The following is a 20,452-nucleotide window of genomic DNA, read 5'->3' on the forward strand; positions in this document are numbered from 1 at the left end:
GACAAGATTCCCACACACATTCCAGGAACACCACACATCCCTGTGGGAGCGAGCCTGCTCGCGAAAGCGGTATGTCAGTCAACAGGGATGGTGACTGGTAAGGCCCCTTCGCGAGCAGGCTCGCTCCCACAGGGAATTTGGGGTGGTCTCCGGAAAAACACAGGGCACAAAAAACCCGGCCGAAGCCGGGTTTCTGTTCATGCGCTTACTGCATCCACGGTGGCGGAGGCGGTTCGTCGGACTTGCCTTTGGGCTCGTCATCCGCCGCACGGATCGCCTGCTTGCGCTCTTCGTCGAGCCGCGCCGCTTCGATCTCGCGCAACACACCGCCAACGTCGGCCAGATCTTCCGGATCATCGAACTCACCGGTCAGCACGCTGTTGGGGTGCAAGGTGCCGGCTTCGTACAGCGCCCACATTTCTTTCGCGTAGCGGGTCTGCTTCAGCTCCGGGGCAAAACGCCCGAAGTACGAAGCCATGTTGCCCACATCGCGCTCGAGCATGCTGAACGCGTGGTTGTTGCCAGCGGCATCCACCGCCTGCGGCAGGTCGATGATCACCGGGCCGGTCGGGGTCAGCAGCACGTTGAACTCCGAGAGGTCACCGTGCACCAGACCGGTACACAACATCAGCACGATCTGCGAGATCAGGAACGCGTGATACTCGCGGGCCTGATCCGGCTCCAGCACCACGTCGTTCAGACGCGGCGCGGCATCGCCGTACTCATCGGCCACCAGTTCCATCAGCAGCACGCCATCCAGAAAGTCGTATGGCTTGGGCACTCGCACGCCGGCACCGGCCAGACGGAACAGCGCCGCGACTTCGGCGTTCTGCCAAGCGTCTTCGGTCTCTTTGCGACCGAACTTCGAACCCTTGGCCATCGCCCGGGCCTGCCGGCTGTTACGCACCTTGCGGCCTTCCTGATACTCGGCTGCCTGGCGGAAACTGCGTTTGTTCGCCTCCTTGTAAACCTTCGCGCAACGTAACTGGTTACCGCAGCGCACCACATAAACAGCTGCTTCTTTACCACTCATGAGTGGGCGCAGCACTTCGTCGACCAGACCGTCTTCGATCAGGGGTTCAATGCGTTTTGGAGTCTTCATCAGCTTTTATTGTGGGTCCTTTATTACCAAACACGCGAATGTCACTCGTTATACGGCAATCCTCGCGCTACGGGGAGGGGTTGCCGACCTGTGAACCCTGTGGATGCACACACTGTGCCGAAATAATCGAGCTTTGCCGATCATAGCTGAGCCGGTTTGAAATGTTGGCAATCAGCGTCGAGGGCATTTGCGACAGAATCTGACATTGGCATTCATTTCCCCTGTGGGAGCGGGCTTGCTCGCGAAAGCGGTCTGTCAGACACAATGACGGCGCCTGACACGGCCCCTTCGCGAGCAAGCCCTCTCCCACAGGGGATTGCGCTCAACGTTCGATAATCGCGGTGACACCCTGGCCGCCCGCCGCGCAGATCGAGATCAGCCCCCTGCCCTTGCCGGCCGCATCCAGCAGTTTTGCCAGGTTGGCGACAATCCGCCCGCCGGTCGCGGCAAACGGATGCCCCGCCGCCAGCGAGCTGCCTTTCACATTCAGCCGGCTGCGGTCGATCGAACCCAGCGGTGCCTCCAGCCCCAAACGCGTCTTGCAGTATTCGGGGTCTTCCCAGGCCTTGAGCGTGCACAGCACCTGCGCGGCAAACGCTTCGTGAATTTCGTAGTAATCGAAGTCTTGCAGGGTCAACCCATTACGCGCCAGCAAGCGCGGCACGGCATACACCGGCGCCATCAACAGGCCTTCGGCGCCGTTGACGAAATCCACCGCCGCCGCTTCGCCATCGCGCAGGTAGGCGAGGATCGGCAGACCACGTTCTTTCGCCCATTCCTCGCTGCCCAGCAGCACCACCGAGGCGCCGTCGGTGAGTGGCGTGGAGTTGCCTGCCGTCAGCGTGCCCTTCGCGCTTTTTTCGAAAGCGGGTTTGAGCGTGGCGAGTTTTTCCAGGGTCAGGTCCGGACGCAGGTTGTTGTCGCGGGTCAGGCCGAGGAACGGCGTCATCAGGTCGTTGTGCCAGCCTTCACTGTAGGACGCGGCGAGTTTGTGATGGCTTTCGAGGGCCAGTTGATCCTGCTCCTCACGGGGGATGTTCCAGGTCTGCGCCATCAGTTCGCAGTGCTGGCCCATCGACAGACCGGTACGCGGTTCGCCGTTACGCGGGAATTCCGGGATCAGGTGCCGCGGACGCAGTTGCAGAAAGGTTTTCAGCTTGTCGCCGGTGGTCTTGGCGCGGTTGGCCTGCAGAAGGATTTTGCGCAAGCCTTCGCTGACGCTGATCGGCGCGTCCGAGGTGGTGTCGACGCCACCGGCAATGCCGCAGTCAATCTGGCCGAGGGCGATTTTGTTGGCCACCAGCAGCGCCGCCTCCAGCCCGGTGCCGCAGGCTTGCTGGATGTCATAGGCCGGGGTGGTCGGCGACAGACGCGAGCCGAGCACGCACTCGCGGGTCAGGTTCATATCCCGTGACAATTTAAGCACCGCACCCGCCACCACTTCGCCGATGCGCAGGCCGTGCAGGTTGTAGCGTTCGATCAGGCCTTCCAGGGCAGCAGTGAGCATCACCTGATTGCTGGCAGTGGCGTACGGCCCGTTGGAACGGGCGAAAGGAATACGGTTACCACCGATGATGGCGACGCGGCGCAGCTGACTCATGAAAAGCTCCTTGTTGATCCGAATTCATGGAAATCCCTGTGGGAGCTGGCTTGCCAGCGATAGGGCCGGCACCTCCAGCATTTCCAGTGGCTGACACTCCGCCATCGCTGGCAAGCCAGCTCCCACAGGGACGGTGGTCTACTCTGCTGTTCTAGCGTAGGCCTTATTGCGTGGATCGAACGATTGATTGCCGTTGGTAGTCCACACTTTGAACCCCAACTTTTGGAGAGCGTTCCATGTCTGACCGCTATATCGACTTCGCCAACTCATCCATCGGCCACCGTCTGGTCGGGGCTTTGGGCCTGCCGTCGCCGGTGCGGCTGGAACGCTGGCAGGCCGGACGCCTGCGGCCGGTGGACGGTGCGCTGCTGATCGGCGGCGGGCCGCTGGCCGAGCGGGTCAATGCGTTCGCCAACCGCCTGACCGATGCGATCTACAGCTACGGCACTGAACCGTCGCTGGCCACCGCGTGGATTCCCGGGCACGGGCCTAAACTCAAGGCCGTGGTGTTCGATGCCAGCGACCTGCAACACACCGACCAGCTCAAACAGCTGCGCGAATTCTTCCAGCCGTTGATGAAAAACCTCGACAGCAGCGCGCACCTGGTGATTCTCGGCCGCGCCCCGGAAACCCTGCGCGAGCCCTTTGCATCCAGTGCGCAACGGGCGCTCGAAGGCTTTTCACGTTCGCTGGCCAAGGAGCTGCGCAGCGGCGGCACGCTGCAACTGATCTATGTCGGTGACGGCGCTGAAGATCAGCTTGAGGGGCCGTTGCGGTTTTTCCTGTCACCGAAAAGTGCCTTTGTTTCCGGGCAGGTGATTCGCCTGAGCCCGTGCGCCACGCCGGTCACCGATTGGACCCGGCCATTGGCCGGACGCAAGGCGCTGGTCACCGGCGCGGCACGCGGGATCGGCGCCTCGATTGCCGAGACCCTCGCCCGCGATGGCGCCGAGGTGATTCTGCTCGACGTCCCCCCGGCCAAGACTGATCTGGAAGCCCTCGCCGCACGTCTTGGCGGCCGGGCGATCACCCTTGATATCTGCGCCGAAGATGCCGCCGCGCACCTGATCGAACAACTGCCGGACGGCCTCGACATTCTGGTGCACAACGCCGGGATCACCCGCGACAAGACCCTGGCCAACATGACCCCGGAATTCTGGGACGCGGTGCTGGCGGTCAACCTCAATGCCCCGCAAGTGCTGACCAAGGCGCTGCTCGACAGCGGCACCCTGCACGACAATGCGCGGGTGATTCTGCTGGCCTCGATCAGCGGCATCGCCGGCAATCGTGGACAGACCAACTACGCCGCGAGCAAGGCCGGGCTGATCGGCCTGGCTCAGGCCTGGGCGCCAACGCTGCACGAACGCGGCATCAGCATCAACGCTGTGGCCCCGGGCTTCATCGAAACCCAGATGACCGCGCACATCCCGTTCGGCCTGCGTGAGGCCGGACGGCGCATGAGTTCGCTGGGCCAGGGCGGCTTGCCGCAAGACGTCGCCGAAGCCGTCGCGTGGCTGGCGCAACCGGGCACCGGCGCATTTACCGGCCAGGCGCTGCGGGTCTGTGGACAAAGTGTTCTGGGGGCATAGGCATGAGCATTGAATGGCACACCCTCGACCGTGAACCGAGCCTGCCCGGCCTGTACGCGCGGGCCGCGACGCGGCGCAAGATCACCGGCACCCGACTGCCCGAAACGGGTTTGCGTTGCTGGGTCGATGTCGACCCGCAGAAACTGGCGGCCTATCGCAAGGTTTGCGGCTTTGCCGATGACGGCCTGCTGCCGCCGACTTATCCACACATCCTCGCGTTCGCCCTGCAGATGCAATTGCTCACGGCCAAGGAGTTTCCGTTCCCGTTGCTGGGGCTGATTCACCTGAGCAACCGCATTCGCGTGTTGCGGCCGATGGGCGGGATCAACCGAGCACAAATCAGCGTCCGTGTGCACAACCTGCAGCCACATCCCAAAGGGGCGACTTTCGAGGTGTTGACCACTCTGGATGATCAACTCGGGCCGCTGTGGGAAGCCGAAAGCCAGATGCTCTGTCGCGGAGTGAAACTCGACGGCGAAACTGTCGAGCAACACTGGGAACCGTCCCAAGTGTTGACGCAAGTGGCGCAATGGAAAGCCCCCGCCGATATCGGTCGGCAGTACGCCAAAGTGTCGGGCGACTACAACCCGATTCACCTGAGCGCTGCCAGCGCCAAACTGTTCGGTTTCCCCACGGCGATTGCTCACGGGTTGTGGAACAAGGCGCGAACCCTCGCCGCACTGTCGGATCATCTACCCAAAGCCAACCTTGAAATCGCCGTGCACTTTCGCAAACCGGTGCGCTTGCCCAGTGAGGTTTCATTGCTGGCGAGTGCGCCGGGGTCCAGCGGCGAGTTGCGCCTGATCGGCAACGGCGATCTGGAACACATGGTCGGGCAATGGCAACCGATTGCCTGACCCCGTACCCCGGAGGCAAGCCTGTAAATTGTGTATATATCACTTAAGTTTTTCCGCGCTTGGCGCCGCACTCTGAAAAACTCCAGGCCTTGATTTTCAAGGCCTTTTTTTATGCGTCTATATCTTGGGTATTAGTGCTTAGGCACGGCGCGGCGCCTTATATATAAAGGCGTTAATACCAACTTGAGAATGGTGGAAAAGCACCGCGCGATCGAGATTGGCACCACGGACGAGGCATCACCGGCGACAGATCGGTGAGCCATCGAAAACGACGAATGTTGTTACAGGTGCAAGGAATCTCAATCATGAAAACTCAAGTGTGGTGCAAATCGGCAACAGCTCTGGCATTGATCCTCTCCCTTGGTCTGGCTGGCTGCAGCAGCGGCGGTGGCGGCCATCACAGCAGCTCCGGCAGCTCTTCGCCAGACAGCGCGACGTCGGGCACTGGCGGCACTGGTGGCACAGGCGGTAGTAGTGGCACTGGCGGTACTGGCGGCACCGATACCGCTGGCACAGGTGGTACCGGTGGCACTGGCGGTACCGGCACGACCAATCCGACCAATCCGACGAACCCGACCAATCCTACCAATCCGACAGACCCTACGGATCCAACCAACCCGACCAACCCGACTACCACCCCGCTAGTGACCACCACCCTGGTGCAGGATGTCGGCAACACCGTCGCGGGCGTCGGCAGTGGTGTCGGTCAGGTCGGCGACTCCTTGAGCACCGTTCCAGTAGTGGGCGGCGTGGTGCAAAGCGCAGTAAAAACCACAGGCAATGTGGTCACTACCCTGGGTGATGGCGTGGCCAACGGCATCGGCAAACTGGGCACGGTCGACAATGGCCTGGGCGTCACGGCGTCCTCGGTCGGCGGCGTGGTTTCAGATGTCGGTACCGGCGTCTCGGATCTGAGCAGCAAACTGGCGACCGCCACCGGCAGCGTTCCGGTTGTCGGCGGCGTGGTCACCAAAGTCGCTCCGGTGCTCGACGGCGTCGGTGAAAAAGTCACCATGCTCGGCGACACCCTGAGTCTGGCCACTACCACTGGCCCACTGGGCTCGGTGACTAAAAGTGTCGGCAACGGTCTGGTACCAGTGATTGCCATGGTTGAAAGCACCACCGACAAAGTCGGCGATGCAACCGGCCTCGGCGCTCCGCTCAATGGTGTCCTCGGCCAGGTCGGTGGCGCCGTCAAAGGCGTGGGCGGTCAGGTAACCGGTGCTGGCGGCGGCAACGCGTTGACCAACACCGTCGGCGGCGCCTTGACCAATGTCGGCACTGCCGTCGGCAAAGCCGGCGGGCTGGTGGACAACGGCACCAGCAGCGGTGGCGGATTGGGCGGTGGTCTCGGCGGCGGCCTGGGCGGTACCGGCTTGCTGCAAACGGTTGGCGGCGCCGTGGTCAACGTCGGTGCCGGTCTGAACGCCGGCAGCACCAACGGCGTGGTCAGCGCCGGCGGCGTCACGGCTGGCGGACTGGGCAACACCATCGCTTCGCTCAACACCGTACTCGGCGGCTCGGGCACGCCGATCACCGCCACCACCTCGCCACTGGCCACCGTCGGCGCTACCGTCGGCGCAGGGCTGAACCCAGTCACCAGTGCGGTCACCAGCGTCACTCAACAAGTCGGCGCCGCGACAGGTCTGGGCGCGCCGGTCGCCGGTCTCACCGGCCAGGTTGGCGGCGCCGTCAGCGGCATCGGCAACACCATCGCCGCCACCAACAACCCGGTCACCACCGCCGTGGGTGGTGTGGTCAGCAACGTCGGCGCCACCGTCGGTGCGGTCGGCGGACTGGTCAGCGGCGGCACCGCCACCGGAGGCACCGCAACCGGAGGTCTGGGTGGCGTGCTCGGTGGTCTGACCGGCGCTCTTGGAGGCAACAAACGCTAAATTGCACCTGGCCGATTCGACGGCCTCACCTACAGCGCCTACGCTTGGTTGAGGGCGGAAGATTCCCACGAGTCTTCCGCTTTTTTCTTAGGAAAAATTCAGCCCAGCGCTGTGATCTGACCATGGAGTGTCCTATGCGCGTAATGGCATCCCTGCTGTTCCTCAGTCTCAGTTCCGCCGCCCTCGCCGACACCCTGCCCAGCTTTCTCAACAGCAACGAAACCACCCGCAACCTGCCCGTGCCGAATCTGCCGGCAGATGCCTATCGCCCCGCCGCCACGCCCCTGCAAGTACCCGACCCCGGCGCGGCCACGGCGCAGCCGTTGTTGATGGAGACCAAAGTCAATCTGAAAACCGTGCAGATCGAAGGCGGCACGATCTACCCGCTCAACGAACTGGCCGAAGTCTACAAACCCCTGATCGGCCATCAGACCAGCCTCGCCGACCTGATCGAAGCCACACGCGACATCACCCGGCGCTACCAGAAGGACGGCTATCTGCTGTCCTACGCCTTCCTGCCGCAACAGCGTTTCGACGACGGCGTAGCCCGAGTGGTGCTGGTGGAAGGTTATGTGCGCGATGTGCAGGTGCAGGGCGATGTCGGCCGGGTCAAAGGTCTGCTCGACGAACTGGCAGCCAAAATCCAGGCCGAACGCCCGCTGACCCGCAAGACCTTCGAACGCTACACCACCCTGATGACCCGCATCCCCGGCGTGACCATCCAGGCGCAAGTGCCGCCGCCCGGCACCACCGACGGCGCAACAACACTGGTGGCCCAGGCCAGCCGCAAACCGTTCACCAGCACCATGAGCACCACCGAAGATAACCGCAACGGCACGCAGGCATTGCTGGGGGTCAGCAGTAACTCGCAGACCGCCATGGGCGAGCAATTGACCCTCAGCGGGCTGTTTCCGCCGGGCGACGATCACGAACATTACTACCGCCTGGACTACAACCAGTTCCTCAATAGCGAAGGTACGCAACTGAGCCTGTTTGCCTCGCGCTACCGGGCCGATCCGGGCACCAATGTGCTCACCAGCGATGGCTTCGAACTCAAACCGCACAAGGAAGACAATCGTTACTCCATCGGTGTCAGCCACCCGTTCATTGCCGCCTCCAACGAACTGCTTAACGCGGGAGCGCGGCTCTATGCAGTGGATGACAAAAACCGCTACGACGTGGTCGGCTATCCGCTCAGCATCGAAGAGCGCACCAACGTGCGTGCCCTCGCATTCGAAGGCGACTGGCGCAAGAGCGATGCCCGGCAACTGCGGATTCTCAGTGGTGGCGTGTATCAGGGTCTGGACAGCATGGGCGCGCATTCCAACAACCCGGCGCTGGACCTGAACTTCCTGCGCCTACGCCTCTCCGGGGTGCAAAGCGACAAGTTCTTCGACAACTGGCAAGGCGTGCTGTCGGCCGCGCTGTACTGGAGTGATGACACCCTGCCTGACAGCGAACGCGCGGTGTTCGGCGGGCAGAATTTCGGCCGTGGCTACCCGGACGATCAGGCATCGGGCGACAAGGGCTGGGGTGCGGCTTACGAGATCAACTACAGTTTCAATCGCGACGGCAACTGGGTGCGCATCCTGCAGCCATACGTGGTGCTGGACCGTTCGAAAACCTGGTTCAACAAGCTGGCGGTGCAGAGCAATGACCTGTCATCGGCAGCAGTAGGCCTGCGTTTTGGCGATGCCAAGTACTACAACATTGCGTTGGAGGCCGCCAAACCGATGTCCGATGAAGCGCTGGACACGTTCAATCGTCGGGCGCGTTACAGCATCAGTTTCAGCTATCAACTGTAGGGTGTCAGATCAATCAACTGAGCAGGCAGACCGCTTGCTCTCACATTGCAGCGCACATCCCTGTGGGAGCGGGCTTGCTCGCGAAAGCGGTGGATCAGTCAGCATTTTTGCCGACTGACACTACGCCTTCGCGAGCAGGCTCGCTCCCACAGGTTTTACCCGATGTGGATCAGAACGCGTAACGCACCTTCGCAGTAAAGCTGTCGGAGTCGAAACCGCTGGAGGTCAGATAGTTGTAAGAGCCGCCGACGCTCCACGCGCCCATCCGGTAGTTGGCGCCCAGGCCCAGTTCATAGCTGTCACGCACCGGAGTGGTACCGCGGCTGACGGACGACTCGCCCCCCAGCACGAAGGCCGATGTGGTGCTGACCTTGTCACCGATGAAGTCATGCCAGGCCATCAGCTTCGCTTCCGGTTCCAGGCTGCCGCTGCCAACATCGAATGCCGCCGCCAGACGTGCACCGACGCCCATCTCACCGACTTCATAACGCTGACTGCCGACATTCAGCGACGCCGAGCTGCCCTTCTCGCGATACGCGTCCATGCCGACATTGGCATAGCGCGCGCCAACCTGTGGTTCCAGCACCACATCAGGCATCAGCCGCAGGCTGTACCCGGCCAGTGCGCTCACGCCGAATACATCACTGTCGTAATCAGCCTTGGCCTGAGTGCCAGCGATATAACGTTTGGATTCGTTATCGTTCCAGCCGTACATCAGCGACGAGTCGACGAACCAGTTGTCATGCACCCAGTTGCTGTACAGCGTCAGCGCATGCCCAGTGACCTTGGTCTTGTTGCCGAGGTCGGATTTCACATCGGTATCGAGGTAGCTGTAGGCCAGACCGAGCGTGGTATCGGCATTCAACTGACCATCGGCACCGACCGCGATCCCGTGGCTGTCGGCGTCATAACCGGCGACACCGCGACGCTCGTCCTGATTGGCATCGCTGCTCAAGGCTTGCAGCCATACGCCTTTTTCCGGGGCGCCGGTGGCTGAGCGTGCACGACTGGAGCGATCATTGATCACGCCCGAGACCAGCGTCTGACTGTTGGTCGCCGCGTGCAGTACACCACGGCTGACATCCGGGCTGAGGGTTTCACTCAGGCGCGCCAGTTCGGCATCGGTGCCAGCGTTGGCGAATGCCTGGAACACCGGATCCTGTTCATCGAGGCGTGCCAGCAGTCCTGGCACATGCCCGACCGCCGTCGCCGCGTTATCACTACCGCCGACTGCCAGGGTGTTCTCGGCCAGCACCTCGCTCGACTTGGTCGTCACCACGCTGGTGATGTCGTTACCGACCACACCGAAACTCTTCACATCCAGCAGCGCGGAGGTCGAGGTCACGGTCAGGTTGTTGCCACCGACCAGATTCCCCGAGCTGATCAGGGTGTAACGCGTTCCACCGGGGCTCACGCGAAAATCACTGGAGCGCGCCAGCAGACGCAGTTGCGCGCCCGGGGCGATATCGGTGGTGCCGGTGACCTTCAGCACAGGCAGCGCCGGGTTGGTGTCATTGCCCAGGTACATCTCCAGCACCGAGTTCGACTCTTCCATATCGAAGTCGCCGATGAAGGTGGTGTGCGGCTTCATCAGGGTCAGCGTGCCCTCTTCGATAGTGACGTAGCCGGAGCGGATGGTCGAACCGTCGAAAGTCGCATCACCGTCGACCAGCACGCCGGACAGGCCGAGCAGGTCTCCCTTCACCGCGCCGCCATAGAAATAGAAGTAGCTCGTGCCGTCATCGACCTGGATCGCCGCCTTGCCACCCTCGATCAACCCGTTCATTTGATAGATGCCGAAAGGCCGGGCGCCACTGGCCTGGCCACTGACATGCACACCGATGTCCTCGCCGGAGATGGTTCCGCCGTTCCACAGCGCGGTGGAATTGGCGCTCGCCGGAGCGCTGAACTTGACCCCCTCGAACACTACTGCCTCGGCATTGGCACCGGTCGCACGGATAGTCCCGGTGTTGTTGACCGACTGGCTCAGCGTCGCGCCATCGAGCAATACGCCCAATGCGTCGGTGCCGCTTGCGGTGATGGTGCCTCGGTTGCTGAGCCCGGTCATGTTGGTATGCACCAGCAACAGGCCACTGGCGGTCTGGCCGCTGACGTCGATGCTGCCACTGTTGACCAACGAATCGCCCAGCGTGCTGCCGAGATCGGAAATACCGCTGGAGGTGCCAGCGTCGGCCAGACCGTGAACTGAAATAGAGCCTTCGTTGAGCAGCGCGCCGGCGATTTTGGTCGGCACCACTCCAGCGGTCCCCAGACTGATCCCGGTGCCGACCCTGGCGCCGTCAATCCGGATATTGCCGGTGTTGCGCAGTTGATCCGCCGTGACTCCCGAGAGCTGTGCGCCGTAGGTCGTACTCACCTGGGAAACAGGAGCGATATTGCCGTTACCGCTCAGAGTGATCAGCCCCCAGTTCTGCAGGTTACTGGTCAGCGGGCCGCCACTCAGGTCATGGTTCAGGCTCGCGCCGGCGGCGATAGCCATAGAGGTGTGCAAAGCGGCGGCGGAGATGGAGAGCGCCAAGGCAGAGCGGCGCAGGCAAACGATAGTCACGCGAGATTCCCTTCCAAAACATGAGAAACAGTTTCAGCAGGGTTCATTACATGATTCAGGCATCCCTACCGTCCCACCAAGTCGTCCTGGTTCGGGCGCGGGGAATGTACATGAGCCATCATTTTGATACCACACAAATGTCAAAGTGATGGCGTCAATTTTCAAGACAATCCATCCAGTATCCGCTCAGGCCGCATCTCCTGCGCGCTTGAGCGTGGCGATCAACCTAGTTCTTGGTCTCGATCTTGCCGCCCGCATCCGGGTCGTAAAAATCCGGAATCTCGTATTTGTATTTCTTCAACCAGCGTTGCAGCGCCAGCTCCCGCTCCGCCGCCGTGGCGGTTTGCGGCTTGAGCGAGGCGGCCTGGTTGCGACTTTGCAGCACCAGCCACCCTTCGGTTTCCTGTTGCTGCGCCGAGGCCGGGCCGGCGTCGATCGCCTGGGCGGCGAACGGCAGGCTGAGCAGGGCCAGGCAATAAACACTGTGCAAGGTGTTCATGGTCATCTCCCGGAGTGTCACTTGAGCTTCGACGGTTGTGGGTCAGCCACCACCGCTACTTGATTACCAACCGCGGTCGGGGCCTTGGCCGGCACCTTGAGTTTTTCCGCGCGGGCCTGGGCGTCGGCGAACTGCTCCGGCGTCAGGTGCGCGCGGCTGACGATTTCGGCTGCTTGCTGCCAGTTGTTCTGGTACAGCAGCAAGCTCACCAGATTCAGCGTGGCCAGTTGATCGTTCTGCTTGAGTTCGATGGCCGTCAGGAACTCGAAACGCGCATCTTCAAGACGCAACTGGTTGAGGTAGACCACGCCGAGGTCGTTGCGGATTTTTTCATTGGTCGGCGCCAGACGCACCGCGCGTTGCAAGTGCGCCTGAGCCTGGCCGTTGTCGCCACGGGCGGCATAGATCTGCCCCAGGCCGTGTTCGGCGTCCGCCGTGAGGCAAGTACCGAGTAGCCCGCGATACAGCGGCTCGGCTTCATTGCGCCCGAGCAAGCGATACACCCTGGCCTTGCGTAGGCGGACCTCGACCAGTTTGTCGGGCAGGCTTTGCAGGTTGGCCAGGCTGGCGTGCAGTTTGCCGTCGTTGGCCAGATCGTCCGCCAGGTTCAGTGCCAGTTCCTGTTCGGAATCGAGTTTGCTGCAACTGGTCGGTGCGAGCATCGCCGACCACGGCGCCGGACCGTCGGTGGCGCAACCACCGAGCAACAACACACTTGCCAAGACAATCAGTGCTTTCATCAAACGCTCTCCATGAGCCAACGTCAGTTTGCAAACGCCCGGGTAATCGCGGTGAACCCCGGGCCGGCCAGTACGATCAGCAAGGCAGGAAACAGAAACAGCATCATCACCACCGACATCTTCGCCGACATCTTCGAGATGTATTCCTGCAGTCGGGTGAGGCGGCGGTCGTCGAGTAATTGTTTGAGCGCCAGCAGCGATTTCATTGCCCCGCCACCCTGCTGAATCAGTTGCTGCAGGATCACGCAGGTGTCGGTGAACTCATCGACCGCCAGCATCACCGAGGTCTTGTTCAACTCCTGTCCCAGCTCCAGTCCCGAGTCGACCCGGGCCAGAATCAGGCGCAGTTCGCGGGTCAGTTCCGGCAGCAGTTTCTGCCCTTCGGTGCTGAGCACGCGCAAGGCTTGTTCAACCGCCATGCCCGACTCGAATAGGATGCGCAGCAGCGGAATGAACGTGGAGATCTCCACGGCGATGGTTTTCTGCCGACGCCCGGCGGCGTAAGCCAGCAGCCGCTTGGGTAACAGGTAACCGGCGCCGGTGGCGAGCATCGGCACGATCCAGCGGTTGGCGGCGTGCGGAAAAAAAACTTCCTGGAGAAAGATCGCCAACCCAAGCGTCAGCAGCGGCGTGCCGATCTGGCAGGCGGCGAACAGCGAGCGCTCACTGGCGCGGCGCCAGCCGAGGCGACTGAGCAGGGTCTGGGTTTCGCTGTCGATGCTCACCGAGCGCTGACCGAACCTGCTGTTACCCAGAGCCCGCAGCCAGTTACCGAAACGGTTCTCGCGCACCAGATGCCCCTGCAAACGCTGGTTGACCTGGCGCACCCGGCGGCGCTCGGTCAGCAGGTGATTGACCACCAGCAACAGCGCGCCGAGCAGCAGCATCAGAGCGGCGAGATAGACCATTTCAAATACTCCGCAACATGCGCCACAGCGCCAGGCAACCGGTCACTTGCAACACCACGGCGATGATCAACATGGTCCGACCACCGGAGTCGTGCCACATGCCGAGCATGTAGCCGGGGTTGGTCAGCATGAAGTAGCTCACCAGAATCACCGGCAGCGAACCCAGCACCCACGCGGTCATGCGTGTTTCGCCAGTCAGTGCGCGCAGTTGCCGGGCGCCCTGGTCACGTTCGCGGATCAGCTTGATCAGGTTCTCCAACAGCTCGCTGGCATTGCCGCCGTAGCGATGATTGACCTTGAGGCCGAGGGCAAACATGCGCAGTTCGTCCTGTTCGTAGAGTTCGGCGAAATCGCTGACCGCATCCGGCAGATTGACCCCCAGTTGCACGTTGCGCTGCACCCGGCCCATGGCTTTTTTCAGCGGATCCTCGCTCGATTCGATGCCGCCCATGACGGCGTCGCTCAAGGTGCGGCCGGACTTGAGACTGCGTACCGTGTAGTCGAGCAGCTGTGGCAACTGCTCGATCATGCGTTTGATCCGCCGGTGGTACAGCCAGGAAATGTACAGGCGCAGGATCAGCGGCGGCGCCAGCAGCATCGCCAGCAAACCGATCCAGTCCGCCAATAGATAACCCAGGACAATCGCCACGCCCCACAGGGTCATCCACAGCCCGAAACGCTCGCTGGGACGGCCAAGCCCGGCGCGCAGAAACATCCGTTCAAGCCCGACCCAGGTCGGTTTCTGTGCGGCCAGTTGCGGCTGCCCCGCCGCGAGACGATTGAGAACCCGTTCGTTGCTGGTCTTGTGGATACCGTGCACGAACAGCCAGATCGACAGCCCGAGCAGGATCAGACACAGGAGGATAAGAATGGCCGGTCCGATCATGATGCAAGTCCCATGCGGTCAGCCCAGGTGGGTCTCGTAGCGCAACTTGTCGCCCGCCGGATTGACCGCTTCGCGCAGGAAGCCGAAACCAGTGCGCCGATCAAGGCGAAACAAGGTGTTGGTGACGTAGACGTCTTCACGGATGCCGACCACTTCCACCACCTCGCTGACACAGCGGCGGCCGTCGGGCATGCGAGTCAGCTGGATGATCACATCGAGGGCGGCGCAGATCATCTGGCGCAAGGTGCGCTCGGCGATCGAGCGACCGGTCAGCCCCACCAGCGTCTCCAACCGCAGCAACGCATCCTGGGCATTGTTGGCGTGTACGGTGCTCATCGAGCCGTCGTGACCGGTGTTCATCGCGGTCAGCACATCGACCACCTCGACTCCACGAATCTCGCCAAGGATGATCCGGTCGGGGCGCATGCGCAGGGCGTTGCGGATCAGGTCGCTGGCCTTGACTTCGCCGTGGCCCTCGGCATTCGGCGGACGGGTTTCCAGGCGCACAACATGCGGGTGGCTGAGCTGCAATTCGGCGACGTCTTCGATGGTCACCAGACGTTCGTGGGGGTTGATCAATTGGCTGAGGATGTTCAGCAGCGTGGTTTTGCCGGTGCCGGTACCGCCGCTGATCAGCACGTTACAACGCTTGCCGACCGCCTCCTGAAGGAACTCGAAAATCGCCAGATCGATGGTCTGCATCGCCATCAGATCACTGCTTTTGAGCATGTCCTTGCGAAACTTTCGAATCGACAGGCAGGGGCCGTCGAGCGCGATCGGCGGGATGATCGCGTTGACCCGGCTGCCGTCCGGCAGACGTGCATCGACCATCGGCGAAGACTCGTCGAGACGCCGCCCGAGTGGCGCGAGAATCCGTTGCATGACCCGCTCGACGTGGTGCGCGTCGATAAAACGCAGGTCACTTTGATGCAGCACGCCATCGCGTTCGATGAATACCCGGTGCGGGCCGTTGACCAGAATCTCGGTCACCGACGGATCGCGCAGCAGTACTTCCAGTGGGCCGAAACCGGTGAGTTCGTCGACGATTTCTTCGGCCAGCCGCTCCATCTCGTAACGGGAAATCGCCAAGTGCAGGCGGGCGATGTATTCGGCGACCTTGTCGGTGACAAACTGCGCCAGCAATTGGCGCGAGCCCTCCAGCAGGTTTTTCCCCGACTCTTCGATGGCGTCGATGATGTAGCGGTGCAGGACCAGTTTCAGGCCTTCGTGATCGGTATTACCGGTCGCGCCGCGCTGCACCGCGCCGAACAGTTTTTCCGCGCTCATGAGGTGCCTCGCAAGCGGTCGAACCAGGTGACTTTGGGTTTGGCCAGGCCTTCGGAGCGCTTGGCCAGACGCTCGCCGAGAGCACGCAGGCTTTGCGTGAGTTTTTCCCGCGGGGCCAGTTCGAACAGGCTGACGCCCTGGTTCTTGGCGTTCAGGCGCACTTCGGCGTTGGCCGCCAATACCGCGATCACTTCGAGGTTGAAGGTTTTGCCCAGGGTTTCAGCATCCGGGGCCACGCTGCCCAGATAGCCGTCCACCAGCAAACGCGCGTGGTCGAGCTTCATGCCTTTCTCGCGCCAAAGATTGAGCACGGCCAGGTTGCGGCGGCAGTTGAGCACGTTCTGATCGGTGTACCAGATCAGCTTGTCGCAGTGGCTGACAAAGGTGCGCAAGGCTTCACTGTCGGACTGCCCGGTGAGGTTCACGACGATGTGCTGGAAGTGTTGGCGCAAGGCGCTGAGCAACATGTACAGCTCGGCGGCGCTGGTGCCTTCCAGCGGCTCGTCGCTGCTGGCATACGCCAGAATCCGCAGCCCCGCTTCAGCGCTGGTGAAGGCACTGTCGATCAGGGTCGCGTCGAGCCTGCGCAAGTGACGCAAGGCATCGCCGAAGTGGAACGAACTCTCGAGCCCGAGCAACGCCAGGCTGTCGCCGCGCGGCAGCCCCAGATCCAGCAGCAGGGTCTGTTGTCCGCTCTTTTGCACCACCTGCGCCATATGGTTGGCAAGCAGCGCGCCATCGCAATAGCTCTGCGTACCGTACAACACCGTGAGGCCGCCAAGATGCGTGTTGGCCGCCACCGGTGGCAGGCGCTTGTTCAAGCGCCGTACCAGCCCGGCGACTTCACTGGCCCGCGAACCGTAGGCGACGAAATCCCGGGCGCCGGCACGCATGGCGTTGAGCACCAGTTGGTTGTCCATGCCATCGCCCAGCGCAACGATGGCAAGCATCGGTTTGGCTTCCAGCGCGCCTTCGATCAACGCACTCTGCGCCACCACATGGTCGCGATCGAGGCCGACGAACACCAGGCTGGCGAAGGTGACATCGACCAGCGCCAGCAACTCGTCCAGGCTCCCGGCCCCGGCGCTCACCACTTGGCCCAGCGGCGCGAGTGCGCCTTGCAGCCACTCCAGATCGGTGCTGTTACGGGTGATCGCCAGAAAGGTCTGGCTCAGGTTCTGGTTCATTGGGACAGCCCACTGCGTTTGTCGAAGTTGCCGTTTTCGAGGAAGAACATGCGGTAGAAATTCGGGTCGTAGTTGCGCAGTTTTTCCCCCGGCAGCGATGGCAGTTGCGCGTCCGCCGCCAGTGGCTGCACCAGGTGCGGGGTGACAATCATCAGCAGTTCGCGCTCTTCGCGTCTGATCTGCGAGCCTTTGAAAAAGGCGCCGAGCACCGGGATATCGCCCAGCCCCGGAAACTTGTTCACCTGCGAACTGTTGGTGGTGCTGATCAGGCCGCTGATCACGAAGCTTTCGCCATCGGCCAGCGAGACGCTGGTGTCGGTACGGCGGATGGTCAGGGCCGGCACGGTAGTGCCGGCGATCTGCACGGCGTTGCTCAAATCCAGTTCGCTGACTTCCGGTGCGACCTTCAGCGCGATGCGGTCGTGGCTGATCACGGTCGGGGTCAGGGTCAGGCGGATACCGAACTCCTTGTACTCGATCGACACGTTGTCGCTACCGGCGCTGGGCACCGGAATCGGGATTTCACCACCGGCCAGAAAGCTTGCGCTCTGCCCGCTCAACGCCACCAGGCTGGGGCGTGCGAGGGTGTAGGCGAAACCGCTGGTTTCCAGCGCGTTGATGATCGCCATGGTCTTGCCGCCGATCCACGAGAAATTGAACAGGCCGTTATCCACCGGTAGCCTCGGCGTCGGCACGCCGTCGATCGGTGGCAACGTACCGGGCGAACCAAACAGGAAATTGCCCCGGGTGCCGATCAGCGAAGCGGTGGCTTCCTTGAGTTTGGTGCGGCTGACTTCGACGAAACGAATGTCGGTCTGCACTTGCGAGGGCAGCATCGGATCATCGGAAGGCATTCTGCTGGCGCTGGTCAGTGCGGCAGTGGCACTGCCCTTGACGAACACCATGCTCTGGCGCGGCTCACTGGAGCACGACGTCCAGACCATCAGGCTGGTGGCGCCGGGGGCCACGCCGGTGAGTAGAAACGAGGCGCTGCCGGTGTCGTGCACATCAGCGATCTTCGGGTCGCCGATAGCCACGCGGGTGATTGCCACGGGCGACTGGATGTCCTGCTGGAAGCCTTCGCCGATCTCGATCACCGGCGGCATACGGCCGAGTGCCGAGCAATTGCCGGTGGCCGCGACGGCGGCGTTGATCGACAGTCCCATCAGTATCAAGGCCCGGACGACAGGTGTTAATAGCGGCCTGAATCGACTCTGCATGCACGTGGATCCTTGCTCAGTCATGGGGCTTGTTGGGAAAGCTGATTGCCGCGGATCACTTCCATCGGCCGCGCACCGCCATGGCCGCCAGCGGCCGGCGCTTTTGGCGCGGCACCGAGGGCCAGTTGGGTGAACTGGAAGAGCTGGCTGTTGGCGTTATCCACATGCGCCGGTGACTGGGTTTCACCGGCCCAGTACTTGGCCAGACGCTGTTCTTCGCTGCTGCGCACGGCCAGGCGCAACGTGCCGACCTGAGTGGCGAGCATCATCCGGCTGAGCAATTGTTCGGGCACCGCCAGCACCACGGTGCGTGCAGCGATCCGGCGTTGATCCTGTTTGAGTTTTTCGTCGGCGCTCAAGGCCGGGGTGGCGGGTTGGCCGTCGTTGGTCAGGCCGTATTGCTCACCGACACCGAGTACGCGCATGGCCGGCACCACGATCTGCGCCGACTGCTGCAGATTGCTCGCGTCCTGACGCAGGTAGAGCAGCACATCGACGTAGTCGCCGGGAATCAGTTGCCCGGCGGCGCCGATCACTTCGTCCACGGCCACGGTCAGCGCACGCTCATCACTGTGAATCATCCGCGCCAGTGAGCCACCGGCCTGAAAGCTTTCGTCGTTGAGCCAGGTGCCTGCGCTCAAGTGCCGCCACGGCGTGCGACCCACCGCTTGCTCGACACTGGAAAGGCTGCCGGCTGGCGCACTGCGCAATTTCTCCACCGCCACATCGGCAGCCGTGAGCGGCGTGAACGGCGGCACATCGTGCAACAGCACGACCACTGGCTGGCGGGTCTGATCTTCGGCGGCGGCCAGGTTTTTTTCCATGGCGACTGCCGGGGCGGCAGGCACTTGGGCAACGGGAGCCGGTTGCCGACTGAGCATCAGGCCCCAGTAGCCGACGACGATTGCCCCCAGCAGCAGAACGGCTGCAAGACCCATGGTGACGCGACTGTTCATGACGGCTCTCCCTTTCCTCACTGCACCGACAGCCTGTACTTCCTGCCGAGAGAATTTTTCGCGATCAGGCAGCTATGAACATGCAACGATTTCGCTATTTCCAAGCTAGCTGATCCGAGCCAAAACGCCATTTCTGACAGGAAAATAACTCACTAAAGTATGAGTCCTGGCCAATTAACTGTAGGGTTTGGCTCGACTAACGTTCTGGTTAATCCTTTGTGATTAATCCGTTCTTACAGTTGTTGAGCAGGGGTTTGTTGACAATGCTCTGATAGCACGGTGAAAGCATGCCGCTGTAGCGTTGGATCGGCGCCAGAGGCGCAAAGGAGTGGACGTATGATTCTCGAATATCTGCTAGCCAGGGCCCGTCTGTTTCTCAAAAGCGAGGAAGGGGCGTCGGCAATCGAGTACGCAATCGTGGTGGCAATGGTAGCCGTGGTCGTCGTGGTGTTCGTGACACCTGTCGGCAACAAGGTACTGGCGATTTTCAACTCAGTTCTGACCAGTCTCGGCGGAACGGCGCAGGTCCGGCCTACGCCTTGATCCCCCCGCTCGCCCCCTTTCAATGCCCGCGCGGGTGAGCAATCGCGCGTCCGGGCGTTGACGAGGCAAGTGAATTTCCAGCGTGTGGCCAAGGGCTGACGCAAAGGAGAATGCTCATGGTGGTTGAATATCTGTTGATGCGTGCGCGGGCCTTTCTGACCAGTACTGAAGGCGCGTCGGCCATCGAGTACGCGATTGTGGTGGCAATGGTGGCGGTAGTGGTCGTGGTGTTCGTGACACCGGTTGGTGCCAAGGTGCTGGCGATTTTCAACAGCGTGCTGGTATCCCTTGGCGGCACTGCACAAACCGCTCCGGTACAAACCCCCTGATGTGAGTCGCGTCCGGCGAATGTCGCGCTACACTCGATCTCACTTCCAGCTTTTCAGGGACTGCCCATGACTGCCTCCTCGCTCCCCCGCCAACAGTTGCTTCTGGTTGACGACGAAGAGGACGCGTTGCTTGAGCTGGCCGAGTTACTGGAGGGCGAGGGCTTTGTCTGTCACACCGCCACCTCGGTGAAACTCGCCCTGCATCACCTCACCCGCTTTCCGGATATCGCCCTGGTGATTACCGATCTGCGTATGCCGGAAGAGTCCGGCATGTCGCTGATCAAGCGTCTGCGCGAGCACACCTCACGCCAGCATCTGCCGGTGATCGTGACCTCCGGACATGCCGACATGGAAGACGTCAGCGACATGCTGCGCCTGCAGGTGCTGGACCTGTTTCGCAAGCCGATCTACCACGTGCGCCTGCTGGAAACCCTGGACAATCTGTTCCCCAAACCGAAGACGCAGGCCGGGTAATTCACT

General features: G+C 62.1%; 18 protein-coding genes. 7 read left to right on the plus strand and 11 right to left on the minus strand.

Going from position 1 to position 20,452, the window contains the following annotated elements:
- Nucleotides 1–205 precede the first annotated feature (205 nt).
- Nucleotides 206–1,102, minus strand: a complete 897-nt coding sequence (locus tag CRO59_RS23395; RefSeq protein ID WP_003221347.1) for a PA4780 family RIO1-like protein kinase — start codon at nt 1,100–1,102, stop codon at nt 206–208.
- Between the two features lie 322 nt (nt 1,103–1,424).
- Nucleotides 1,425–2,702 (minus strand): acetyl-CoA C-acetyltransferase, encoded by a 1,278-nt coding sequence (locus tag CRO59_RS23400; protein ID WP_097089934.1) that lies wholly within the window; start codon nt 2,700–2,702, stop codon nt 1,425–1,427.
- Between the two features lie 236 nt (nt 2,703–2,938).
- Between CRO59_RS23400 and CRO59_RS23405 the strand changes: the two genes are divergently transcribed.
- The 4 genes from CRO59_RS23405 to CRO59_RS23420 all read left to right on the plus strand — a co-directional run bounded on the left by CRO59_RS23405 (nt 2,939) and on the right by CRO59_RS23420 (nt 8,848).
- Complete coding sequence (locus CRO59_RS23405; protein ID WP_097089933.1) at nt 2,939–4,291, plus strand: 3-oxoacyl-ACP reductase; 1,353 nt, start codon at nt 2,939–2,941, stop codon at nt 4,289–4,291.
- Between the two features lie 2 nt (nt 4,292–4,293).
- Nucleotides 4,294–5,148: a MaoC/PaaZ C-terminal domain-containing protein gene (locus CRO59_RS23410; protein WP_097089932.1), complete on the plus strand. Its 855-nt coding sequence runs from the start codon at nt 4,294–4,296 to the stop codon at nt 5,146–5,148.
- Between the two features lie 305 nt (nt 5,149–5,453).
- A complete protein-coding gene (locus CRO59_RS23415; protein ID WP_097089931.1) occupies nt 5,454–7,043 on the plus strand; it encodes a collagen-like triple helix repeat-containing protein in 1,590 nt (529 codons plus the stop codon).
- A gap of 134 nt (nt 7,044–7,177) precedes the next feature.
- Nucleotides 7,178–8,848: a ShlB/FhaC/HecB family hemolysin secretion/activation protein gene (locus tag CRO59_RS23420; protein WP_027613621.1), complete on the plus strand. Its 1,671-nt coding sequence runs from the start codon at nt 7,178–7,180 to the stop codon at nt 8,846–8,848.
- A gap of 169 nt (nt 8,849–9,017) precedes the next feature.
- Here the strand turns inward: CRO59_RS23420 and CRO59_RS23425 are convergent, their stop codons facing one another.
- The 9 genes from CRO59_RS23425 to cpaB all read right to left on the minus strand — a co-directional run bounded on the left by CRO59_RS23425 (nt 9,018) and on the right by cpaB (nt 19,100).
- Nucleotides 9,018–11,417 (minus strand): autotransporter outer membrane beta-barrel domain-containing protein, encoded by a 2,400-nt coding sequence (locus CRO59_RS23425; RefSeq protein WP_097089930.1) that lies wholly within the window; start codon nt 11,415–11,417, stop codon nt 9,018–9,020.
- 226 nt (nt 11,418–11,643) lie between these two features.
- Nucleotides 11,644–11,916, minus strand: coding sequence for a DUF3613 domain-containing protein (locus tag CRO59_RS23430; protein ID WP_097089929.1), 273 nt, complete (start codon nt 11,914–11,916; stop codon nt 11,644–11,646).
- Nucleotides 11,917–11,933: 17 nt separating this feature from the next.
- A complete protein-coding gene (locus CRO59_RS23435; protein ID WP_097089928.1) occupies nt 11,934–12,656 on the minus strand; it encodes a lipopolysaccharide assembly protein LapB in 723 nt (240 codons plus the stop codon).
- A gap of 23 nt (nt 12,657–12,679) precedes the next feature.
- A complete protein-coding gene (locus CRO59_RS23440; RefSeq protein ID WP_096794837.1) occupies nt 12,680–13,564 on the minus strand; it encodes a type II secretion system F family protein in 885 nt (294 codons plus the stop codon).
- A gap of 1 nt (nt 13,565) precedes the next feature.
- Nucleotides 13,566–14,450: a type II secretion system F family protein gene (locus CRO59_RS23445; RefSeq protein ID WP_097089927.1), complete on the minus strand. Its 885-nt coding sequence runs from the start codon at nt 14,448–14,450 to the stop codon at nt 13,566–13,568.
- A gap of 18 nt (nt 14,451–14,468) precedes the next feature.
- Nucleotides 14,469–15,737, minus strand: coding sequence for a CpaF family protein (locus tag CRO59_RS23450; protein WP_097089926.1), 1,269 nt, complete (start codon nt 15,735–15,737; stop codon nt 14,469–14,471).
- The gene (locus tag CRO59_RS23455; RefSeq protein ID WP_097089925.1) at nt 15,734–16,924 is read right to left on the minus strand and encodes a pilus assembly protein; all 1,191 of its coding nucleotides are present in this window, start codon (nt 16,922–16,924) and stop codon (nt 15,734–15,736) included. Before CRO59_RS23455 ends, CRO59_RS23450 begins: the two co-directional genes overlap by 4 nt.
- Nucleotides 16,921–18,144 carry a type II and III secretion system protein family protein gene (locus CRO59_RS23460; protein ID WP_097089924.1) on the minus strand — a complete coding sequence of 408 codons (1,224 nt, stop codon included), beginning with the start codon at nt 18,142–18,144 and terminating at the stop codon, nt 16,921–16,923. The genes CRO59_RS23455 and CRO59_RS23460 overlap by 4 nt, the downstream gene beginning before the upstream one ends.
- A gap of 20 nt (nt 18,145–18,164) precedes the next feature.
- Nucleotides 18,165–19,100, minus strand: coding sequence for a Flp pilus assembly protein CpaB (gene cpaB / locus CRO59_RS23465; RefSeq protein WP_097089923.1), 936 nt, complete (start codon nt 19,098–19,100; stop codon nt 18,165–18,167).
- A 336-nt stretch (nt 19,101–19,436) separates the two neighbouring features.
- On the opposite strand from cpaB, the gene CRO59_RS23470 reads away from it, so the two are divergent.
- From CRO59_RS23470 to CRO59_RS23480, 3 genes are all read left to right on the plus strand, one after another.
- On the plus strand, nt 19,437–19,643 hold the full coding sequence (locus CRO59_RS23470; RefSeq protein WP_095138203.1) for a Flp family type IVb pilin: 207 nt from the start codon (nt 19,437–19,439) through the stop codon (nt 19,641–19,643).
- A gap of 116 nt (nt 19,644–19,759) precedes the next feature.
- A complete protein-coding gene (locus tag CRO59_RS23475; RefSeq protein WP_096794831.1) occupies nt 19,760–19,972 on the plus strand; it encodes a Flp family type IVb pilin in 213 nt (70 codons plus the stop codon).
- A gap of 66 nt (nt 19,973–20,038) precedes the next feature.
- On the plus strand, nt 20,039–20,446 hold the full coding sequence (locus tag CRO59_RS23480; RefSeq protein WP_095138201.1) for a response regulator: 408 nt from the start codon (nt 20,039–20,041) through the stop codon (nt 20,444–20,446).
- Nucleotides 20,447–20,452: the final 6 nt, after the last annotated feature.

The sequence above is a fragment of the Pseudomonas sp. LAMO17WK12:I5 genome (genome assembly GCF_900215165.1).
In the GTDB taxonomy this organism is placed as follows: Bacteria; Pseudomonadota; Gammaproteobacteria; order Pseudomonadales; family Pseudomonadaceae; genus Aquipseudomonas; species Aquipseudomonas putida_A.